The sequence below is a fragment of the Lachnoclostridium sp. An169 genome (assembly GCF_002160525.1).
GTDB lineage: Bacteria > Bacillota > Clostridia > Lachnospirales > Lachnospiraceae > Mediterraneibacter > Mediterraneibacter cottocaccae.
The window spans coordinates 92191-102176 of the sequence record NZ_NFKT01000016.1; the positions used below are offsets into that span (position 1 = coordinate 92191).

The following is a 9986-nucleotide window of genomic DNA, read 5'->3' on the forward strand; positions in this document are numbered from 1 at the left end:
CAGTCAGACAGAATACATATTCAGGTGAAATATATAACAGCCGGGGGAGCGCGCTCCTGCCGGCTGTTATTGTACAGAATCCCGCCTGAAAGAAGCAGATGAAGGATGAAAAAATATGGCAAAAGGAAAAGATCTGACCGGACAGCGTTTCGGTAAGCTGACGGTGGTGGAACAGACGGATCAGAGGCAGGACCGCTATGTTTTGTGGCGGTGCCGCTGTGACTGCGGCGGAGAGGTGCTTGCGAGCACGAAACGGCTGATGCGCGGAACGGTAAAGGACTGCGGGTGTGTGCCCCGGCCCGATGCAAGACGGGGCAGTATAGCCGAGGATCTGACCGGACAGAAGTTTGGTTCTCTGACAGTGGTGCGCAGAGCGGAAAACCGGAATGGCAGGACCTCCTGGGTCTGCCGCTGCCAGTGTGGAAATGATAAGATTGTGACAGCCCATGACCTGAAAGCCGGCAAGGTGAAGAGCTGCGGATGCATGCGCCATGAGCGGGGCTACAACCGGGTAGACCTGACCGGCAGCCGTTTCGGCCGTCTGACAGCGCTGTATCCCACAGAAAGAAGAGACCGGAAAGGCTCGATTTACTGGCACTGCCGCTGCGACTGCGGAAATGAGACAGATGTTACAGAGAGCGGTCTGGTTCATGGAAACTACCGGAGCTGCGGATGTCTGAAAAGTGAAAACCAGAAAAACATTTCCAAACAGCTCCACATGATTGACGGCACGTGCCTGGAGATCCTTGAAAAGAGAAAATACCGCAGAGATAACAAGAGCGGATTCCGGGGAGTCTGCCAGCTCAAGAACAGGAGATACCGTGTGGATATCGGCTTCAAGGGGAGACGCTTTTACGTGGGATGCTATGAGGACTATGATGAGGCGGTCCGCGCAAGGCTGAAGGCCGAGGAGCTGATCCACGGGGGATTTGTGAAAGCCTACTACACCTGGAAGAAGAAGGCGGATGAGGATCCAGAGTGGGGCAAGGCGAACCCTCTGGTGTTTGAGGTGGACAAGGCGAATGGAAGCCTGACGGTGCGTGAGAACGTTTGAAGGGAAAATGAAAATATGTGCAGCACATCTGTAAAGTGACGGATAAACGTTGGTTAAAACTCTGTAAACAGCAAAAATTCTGATTCTCTTCATGCTATAATTTTCCATGGATCCGGCAGAGTCCTGTGATTCTGACGGTGATATTCAGAGAAAAAAATTGTGGAGGCCAGAAGAGAATGAAAAAGAAAAATGCAGTGATGCTGATTCTTGCGGCAGCCCTTGTCTGTCAGCCTATGAGCGTATTTGCAGACGCGGCGCCGGATGGAATGACTGATGCAAGCCAGACCGCGGCAGCGCAGGGCGGAGCATGGGAGGCATGGTCCGAAGAGTGGGAGACGATAAAAAATGACTGGACACAGGTTTCCATGTCTCCGGGAGCCGATGAGACAAAGATGAATTTTGCCTGGTACAGCCGGACAGGGGAAGCGGCGGAGTTTATCTACGGAACTGCCGGTGACCTGAGCGACGGGCAGGCGGCAACAGTTACTCAGACGTCCGCCCAGGACGGCTATATGAGCAACAAGGTGACGCTTGAGAACCTTAAGCCCGGAACGACATATTACTATCAGGTGGCAGGCAAGGAGATCGAATCATTTACAACAGATGATGATACAGCTGATTTCAGTTTTATCTTTGTGGGCGATCCGCAGATCGGTTCTTCCAATGCGGAAAAGGCCAAGAAGCCGGAGGATATTAAGAAGCCGACTTTTGTGACCGCGCAGAGCGAGGCGGTCCGCAACGATACGTTTAACTGGAACTATACCCTGAACCGGGCTTATGCAAAGACCGGAAACAAGGCGGGATTTATCCTTTCATCAGGTGACCAGATCCAGACGAATGCCGAGAAAGTTCAGGACCCCACGGTCAGCGAGATGGAGTATGCGGGATATTTAAGCCCGGATATTATGAAATCCGTACCGGTGGCAACGACGGTGGGAAACCATGACGCGGACAACCAGAACTACCAGTATCATTTTAACATTACGAATTTAAGCAATCTCGGAAATAATGACTATAATGTGGGCGGCGATTACTACTTTACATACGGTGACGCCCTGTTTATCATCCTGAATACACAGGACACCAATGTTGCCGAGCACAAGGAATTCATTGAGAAGACCGTTGCGGCAAATGCGGACTGCAGGTGGCGGATTGTGACGCTTCACCAGGATATCTACGGCTCTGCGGAACATTCCAACGAACCGGAAATCACAAACCTGCGTTACAGCCTTGTGCCGATCTTCGAGGAAAATGACGTGGACATTGTGCTGACCGGACATGATCACGCATATTCCCGCACAAAGATTTTAAAAGGCGGACACAGCACATTTGAATACACGGATGATGAGTTCGACGAGATGCTGGACCGGGACATCGATGTGGGAGACAGTACAGAGACCATATATGAAGCTCCGGGCAATATCCAGGATGACACAACGGATCCGGCGGAGCAGAAATATCTGGAATATCTCTATTCCGTAATGGATGACGATGCGGTTCAGACGCTTACGGAGAACCAGGAAACAGCGGTGAATCCGGACGGAATCATGTATCTGACGGCAGGTTCTTCATCAGGAAGTAAGTATTACGACCTTGTTCCGAGACAGCAGACCTATATAGCCAGCAGATGGCAGCAGGATGTTCCGACCTATTCCGTGATCGATGTGACAGAGACAACGCTGACGCTGAATACATACCGCACAGATACAGACGAAAAGATCGATACGCAGTTCATGATCGTGAAATCTGCTGACCACAGCCAGCTTGAGGATCTGATCGCAGAGGCAGAGGCGCTCCCGGAAGACGAATACACGGCAGAAAGCTTCCGCACGATGCAGCAGGCTCTGGAAGCCGCAAAAGCTGTCAATGACCGTGCCGGGGCAACAGAGAATGAACTCACGAATGCATATACGGCACTCAGAAGCGCAATGGACGCGCTGGAAGAAGTACAGACCCAGACTCCTTCCGGGGATGACCAGCAGGGAACAACAGATCCTTCTGCTCCGGGGACAACGGATCCTTCCAGACCGGGGAATCCGGATTCTTCCCAGCAGGGAGCATCCGGTTCGAACCAGAACGGTACGGCCCAGAATGGAAACTCCCAGAACGGTACGGCTCAGAACCAGCAGACCGCGGCCGGTGTAAATAAGAAGCCGTCAGCGTCACAGTCCATTCAGACCGGGGATTCGTCCAACATTATCCTTCCGGCAGCGGCCCTTGTAATTGCCGCTGCAGCAGGCGGAACAGCAGTTTACTTCCGAAGAAAGAGAAGCTGACATGGAGGCGCTTAAAAGAAACCGGAGACGGCTTGTTATTCTGCTTGTAACCGTGCTTTTTGCCCTGTTTCTGTACCGGTTCAACCAGATTGAACGGGTGGGGCTCTACGACACGGAGGGAAAGACGTTTGAGAAGGCGGAAGTAGTCGGGATCCTGCAGGATAATGAGACGGAATCGGGAAATCAGATCGGGAACCAGATCGTGTCCCTTGAACTTTTAAGCGGGGAATTTAAAGGAAATACAGTAGAAGCAGTGAGCTCTTCCAGTTACCTGTACGGGGCTCACTGTGAAGTGGGAATGAGGGTCATCGCCGAGGTCAACGAAAGTGATGACTCTCTCTATGTTACTGTGTTCAGCTACGACCGCACATGGATGCTGTATGCGATCGTGCTTCTGTTCCTCGTGACTCTCTGCATTATCGGAGGAAGGCAGGGCCTCAATTCCGCGATTGCCCTTGTGTTTACCTTCGTGTGTATTGTATTCCTGTTCCTTCCCATGATTTACCGGGGCATTTCCCCCATTGCCGCGGCGGTTACGGTCGCCGTGCTTACGACTTTTGTGACAATGTATCTGATCGGCGGGCTCTCAAGCAAGAGCGTCACATCTATGGTGGGGACGATTGCGGGCGTAGGGATATCCGCGGTGCTGGCAGTACTTTTCGGAAAACTGACCAATATCTCCGGCTACAATGTCTCAGATATTGAGCAGCTGGAATATGTAGGACAGATGACAAATGTGCGGATCGGAGAACTGCTTTACGCGGGGATTCTCATCTCGGCTCTCGGTGCTGTCATGGATGTGGCGATGTCAGTGGCATCCACAATCAGCGAGATCCACTACCGTAATCCGGAACTCAGCCGCAGGGAATTGTTTGCGTCCGGGATCAGTGTCGGCAAGGATATGATGGGAACCATGTCAAATACGCTGATTCTTGCTTTTACCGGAAGTTCCATCAACACACTGGTATTTATGTATGTTTACAGCTATACGGCAACCCAGATCATAAACATGTATTCCATCGGGATTGAAATCATTCAGGGGATCTCCTCAACGATGGGAGTTATCCTGACGGTGCCGATCGTATCTGCCGTCTGCACCTGGCACCTGAAGCGGAAAAAACATTCTCCGGAACCGGGGGAGTGATATCGATTTCAACAGAAATAGCAAACTGCACAAAAATAAACAGCAAATATCGGTAAAAATGACCTCTTTACAAACACGATTTTTACCGATATTATTTTATACAGAAAATATGAAATCGATTACATATCGAAAGCAAGGAAGGAGAGATACCATGGATTACAGGAAGACCGCACAGGAAATTCTGGACAAAGTCGGCGGCAGCAAAAATATTGTATCTGCCGCTCACTGTGCAACACGTCTGCGTCTCGTTATAGCCGACAACAGCAAGGCGGACAAGACGGCGATTGAGAACATAGAGGGTGTGAAGGGAGTGTTTGAGGCTTCCGGACAGCTTCAGATTATTTTGGGAACAGGAACGGTAAACAAGGTGTTTGACGAGTTTATCGCCATTGCGGGAATTACCGCAAGCTCAAAGGCGGAGGCGAAGGAGGCGGCAGCCCAGAAGCAGAATGCATTTATGAGAGCCATCAAACTGCTAGGTGACATTTTTGTGCCGATCATCCCTGCCATTGTAGCCAGCGGATTCCTTATGGGAATCATGAATTCTCTGGATTTCATGATCAAGAACGGATTTATCAATATGGACACGAGCAGTTCCATCTATGTGTTTGCAGGGCTGTTCAGCAACACGGCATATACATTTCTGCAGATTCTGATCGCATTTTCAGCGGCAAAGGCGTTCGGCGCAAACCCGTATCTGGGCGCGGTTATCGGTATGATCATGATCAACCCGTCCCTGCAGAACGCCTACGACGTGGCGACAAACGGCGTCCTTGTGAAACAGCCGGTATTTTTCGGACTCTATGAGATCGATATGGTCGGCTACCAGGGACATGTGATCCCGGTTGTCATCGCCGTATGGCTTCTGTCGGTCATCGAGAAAAAGCTTCACAAGATTGTTCCGGAAGTCCTGGATCTCTTCGTGACTCCTCTTGTCAGTGTGTTCGTCACCGGCTATCTGACTCTGGCAGTCATCGGACCCATTTTCGTGTGGGCGGAAAATGCCGTCCTGTACGGAATTCAGTGGCTCCTGACTCTTCCACTGGGAATCGGAAGCCTTGTCATGGGTACATTGTATGCGCCTACCGTGGTTACCGGTATCCATCAGATGTACACAGCCATTGATATCGGGCAGATCGCCAAGTACGGCGTGACTTACTGGCTCCCGCTGGCAAGCGCAGCCAATGTCGCCCAGGGAGCGGCGGCCCTTGCAGTTGCAGTAAAATCAAGAGACAAAAAGATCAAGTCGCTGGCACTTCCGTCTTCCCTGAGTGCATTCATGGGTATTACGGAGCCTGCGATCTTCGGTGTAAACCTGCGGTTCTTTAAGCCATTCATCGCAGGATGTATCGGCGGAGGATTCGGGGCTCTGTATGCGTCCATCGTTCACCTCGGCGCGAAAGGCACCGGTGTGACGGGAATCTTCGGTATTCTTCTCTGCCTGGATGAGCCGTTGCAGTATCTGATCGAGATGCTGATTGCAGTGGGCGTTGCATTTGTCATATCCTTTATCCTCTACAAAGACCAGAAGCCGCAGGAGCAGGCGGAGGAGAAGAAACAGAAGCCGCAGGTGCAGGTGGAAGAGAAGAGCCAGAAGACGGAAGAGAAGACGGGCGTATCCGGGACGGAAAATGCCGTAAGCGAGGAAACACTGGGAAGTCCGGTGAACGGCAGAATCGTTCCGCTCTCGGAAGTCAGCGACGAGACGTTTGCCTCGGAGATGCTCGGAACAACCGTTGCAGTTGAGCCCTCAGACGGAAAGATCACAGCCCCCTGCGACGGAGAGGTTATGAATATATTTGAAACCGGCCATGCGGTGTGCATTGTCACGGAATCCGGCGGCGAGCTGCTGATTCACGTGGGAGTGGATACGGTAAAAATGGAAGGAAAAGGATTTACGAAGAAAGTATCTGACGGAGACAGAATCAGAAAGGGCGATGTACTCATCGAGGCAGATCTGGACGCAATCCGTTCTGCAGGCTACCCGGCGACAACCATGGTTATCCTGACCAATGCGGATCAGTTTGCCAGAGCAGAAAAAGCGGAGCCGGGTGAAGTAAAAGAGGGAAGCCCGATTATGAAGCTTGTAAAATAGAAGAAACAGGAAAATGACCAGGAGGCACATAGTATGAATGCGCTGACAAGAGATTTGAAGAAATTAACAGAAGAGGCGGAAAAGAGAGCGGAAGAAGATATCCGGAGCGGGAAGTCCCGCTTCCGCCAGAGACTGCACCTGATGCCGCCCGTGGGGTGGCTCAACGATCCCAACGGACTGTGCCAGTTTAAAGGTATATATCACGCATTTTTTCAGTACGCTCCCTTTAATGTTGAGGGCGGTGTGAAGATGTGGGGGCATTATACGAGCGGCAATCTGATTGACTGGGAATATCAGGGAGTGTCCATGTACCCGGATCAGCCCTTTGACTGCAGCGGCGTTTACTCGGGCTGCGCTTTTATCGAGGACGGAGAGATGTATCTCTATTACACCGGAAGTGTGAAGCTTGAGGACCGGGACGATTACGATTATGTCAATACCGGGAGGGAAGCGAACACGGTTCTCGTGACGAGCAAAGACGGATTCCATTTCGGAAGAAAGCGGCTGCTGATGAAAAACAGCGATTATCCCGCAGACCTGACGCTGCATGTCCGGGATCCGAAAGTGTGGAAGAAAGATGGAACGTATTATATGGTACAGGGCGCCCGCACGAAAGAAAATGTGGGGCAGGCGGTGGTCTTCTGTTCTGAAGACAAGATAAACTGGAAGGTTCACAGCCGGGTAAAAACACCGTTCCCGTTCGGCTATATGTGGGAATGTCCGGATTATTTTGAGACGGACGGCGTGAAGATCTTCTCCGCATCTGTACAGGGGCTTGAGGGAGGCGTCTGGGAAGACCGCAATGTATACCAGTCCGGATATTTTATGGTTCACGGTGATATTACCGGGGATTACAGCCTGTCAGAATACCGGCTGTGGGATTACGGCTTCGATTACTATGCTCCCCAGAGCTTTCAGACGGAAGACAGCAGAACGGTTCTCATTGCATGGATGGGGATGCCGGACTGCGAGGAGTATACGAACAGAACAATTGCCGAGGGATGGCAGCACTGCTTCACATTTCCACGGGAAATATTTGTGGAAACTGAGGAAAATGTGGAAAACGGCGGCGAAGCCGGGAAAACGTGTGGAAAAACCATAGTCAGACAGCGCCCGGTGCGCGAGCTTGAACAGATGATGAAGTATGGCGGGGAAGTGCAGGACCGTCTGGAGACGGACAGATACCGGGTGTATGACCTGCAGGTCACAGGAATCCGGGAAAACCGCTTCCATGCACAGCTTGCCGGAGGACTGCAGCTTGACTGGCATGACGGCAGATTTGAGATGTATTTTGAAAACCGGGATAAGAATTCCCCGTCTGCGGGAAGAAGCGTGCGGTACGCAGAAGCAGACAGACTTGAGGAAGTAAGAATTCTGGCGGACATATCATCCGTGGAAGTGTTTGTAAATGACGGCGAGTATGTATTCAGCACCAGATATTACCCGGAGGACAGCCGTATATGCGTAGAGGCGGATGGAGCGCAGATCCGGCTGGGCGAGCTGATTTAAGCGTCTCTTTTTGAGGTATCTGATCTTGCCAGAACTGTGCGGCGCATCTATAATAAAAAGGACACAGAAAAACTTTTTATAAAAGAAAGGACACAGGCACATGATACCGGAAATCAGAACTTACAATGGCAGAAAAGTACTTTTTGTAAATGACGCCCCGTTTTACGCAGTGGCAGGCGAAGTACATAATTCGGACGCATCGTCTCCGGAATATATGGAGCAGATCTGGAAGGCGGCGGATGAGCTGGGGATGAATACCGTGCTTCTCCCGGTTACATGGGAGCTGTTGGAACCGGAAGAGGGAGTTTTCGATTTCTCTGTTCCTGACGCACTGATTCGACAGGCAGGGGAATGGAAGAAGAAGATAATATTTCTCTGGTTTGGCTCCTGGAAAAATGCGGAGATGATGTATGCTCCGGCGTGGGTGAAAAAGGACAGGAAACGATTCAGACGGGCGCAGATCACAAAGGGAAAAGACAAGTCTGTACGCGATGTGGGACCGGCGAAAATACCGTATTACTCTCTTTCTTATCTCTGCGAGGAGACAAGGAATGCCGATGCCCGCGCATTTGCAGAACTGATGGCTCATATCCGCGAAACGGACGGAAAAGAGCAGACGGTAATCGGCGTGCAGGTGGAGAATGAGACAGGGCTTCTCGGAAACGCGAGGGAGGTCTCTGATGAGGCGGATCAGGCGTTTGCCTCGGAAGTCCCGGAAGATTTCGTGAAGTATATGAAGACCCACACAGATACCATGAAAGAAGATGTCCGCAGAGAGGTGGAGCACGGCGCGGACAGAGGCACATGGCAGGAAGTATTCGGAGCCGTGGCAGAAGAGATATTCAGCGCCTACTATATTTCCGGGTATGTAAACTATGTGGCGGAGCAGGGGAAAAAGGAGTATCCTCTTCCCATGTTTGCAAACTGCTGGCTGGTTCACAAGGGAGATGCGCCCGGAAAGTATCCGTCCGGAGGCCCGGTATCACGGGTACATGAAGTGTGGAGATTCTGCGCGCCGGAGATCCAGGTCCTTTGTCCGGATATCTATGTCCCGGAATTTATGGAAGTGTGCGACGACTACAGCAGAGATGGAGCTCCGCTTTTTATTCCCGAAGCGGCGACCCATTCCTATGCGGCACCCCGGCTTGCATACTGTATCGGCCATTATCATGCCATGGGATATTCTCCGTTTGGCTTTGACGACATAGGAAAGCCCTTTACCATGATACAGGGTTACCTGTTCGGCGTTGATGTAAATGATCCCGCTCTGAAGACGCCTCAGAATTATGAGGAATATGCATGGTTCGGCAGGACGCTTACTTCGATGATGCCGGTCATTGCGCCGAAATACGGGACGGAAGACCTCCAGGCTGTGTGCGCGGAAAAGAAAGAAGAAAATAATACGCTGAATTTCGGGAAACTGAAAATCACGGTAAGTTTTAAACATCCGCTGATGGAAATGCCGGGCAATGGAGTTGCTCTGGGAGTAAAAACCGCAGAGGATGAGATCTTCCTGATCGGTTACAACTGCATCCCCATGCTGGCGGCAGGGGACGCGGAGCACATGGATATACTTGAGCTGGAGGAAGGAGAATTCCGCGATGGAAAATGGATCCGGGGCAGACGACTGAACGGGGATGAGGCGGCGGCCATGCAGATCACTTCTCCCCGGCTTCTGCGGATTAAAGTCTACACCTATTGTGACGAATGATTCTGCGAAAATGATTTCCTGAAAAGCTGCGGTTCAGGGCTTGCCAAGTCTTTACAGAATTATTATAATGTCTTTACATAAATATTATATTAACCTGTTGTGCTAATTTGTTTTGGTGTATCTGTAAGTTGCGAAAGGGCGAAAATCCCCCTTCTACTTTTAGTTGGACAGTTATCTGCTAAAAGATAAGCTGCTTG

General features: G+C 51.1%; 6 protein-coding genes. All 6 read left to right on the forward strand.

What is annotated here, in order from left to right:
- The first annotated feature begins 115 nt into the window (after positions 1–115).
- Positions 116–1054 carry a transcriptional regulator gene (locus B5F07_RS23110; RefSeq protein WP_242972519.1) on the forward strand — a complete coding sequence of 313 codons (939 nt, stop codon included), beginning with the start codon at positions 116–118 and terminating at the stop codon, positions 1052–1054.
- A 176-nt stretch (positions 1055–1230) separates the two neighbouring features.
- Complete coding sequence (locus B5F07_RS12470; RefSeq protein WP_087161617.1) at positions 1231–3330, forward strand: purple acid phosphatase family protein; 2100 nt, start codon at positions 1231–1233, stop codon at positions 3328–3330.
- 1 nt (position 3331) lies between these two features.
- Positions 3332–4474 carry a YibE/F family protein gene (locus tag B5F07_RS12475; protein ID WP_087161618.1) on the forward strand — a complete coding sequence of 381 codons (1143 nt, stop codon included), beginning with the start codon at positions 3332–3334 and terminating at the stop codon, positions 4472–4474.
- A gap of 151 nt (positions 4475–4625) precedes the next feature.
- Complete coding sequence (locus B5F07_RS12480) at positions 4626–6569, forward strand: PTS beta-glucoside transporter subunit IIBCA (protein WP_087161619.1); 1944 nt, start codon at positions 4626–4628, stop codon at positions 6567–6569.
- Between the two features lie 33 nt (positions 6570–6602).
- The gene (locus B5F07_RS12485; RefSeq protein WP_087161620.1) at positions 6603–8078 is read left to right on the forward strand and encodes a glycoside hydrolase family 32 protein; all 1476 of its coding nucleotides are present in this window, start codon (positions 6603–6605) and stop codon (positions 8076–8078) included.
- 100 nt (positions 8079–8178) lie between these two features.
- Positions 8179–9789 carry a GH35 family beta-galactosidase gene (locus B5F07_RS12490; RefSeq protein ID WP_087161621.1) on the forward strand — a complete coding sequence of 537 codons (1611 nt, stop codon included), beginning with the start codon at positions 8179–8181 and terminating at the stop codon, positions 9787–9789.
- Positions 9790–9986: the final 197 nt, after the last annotated feature.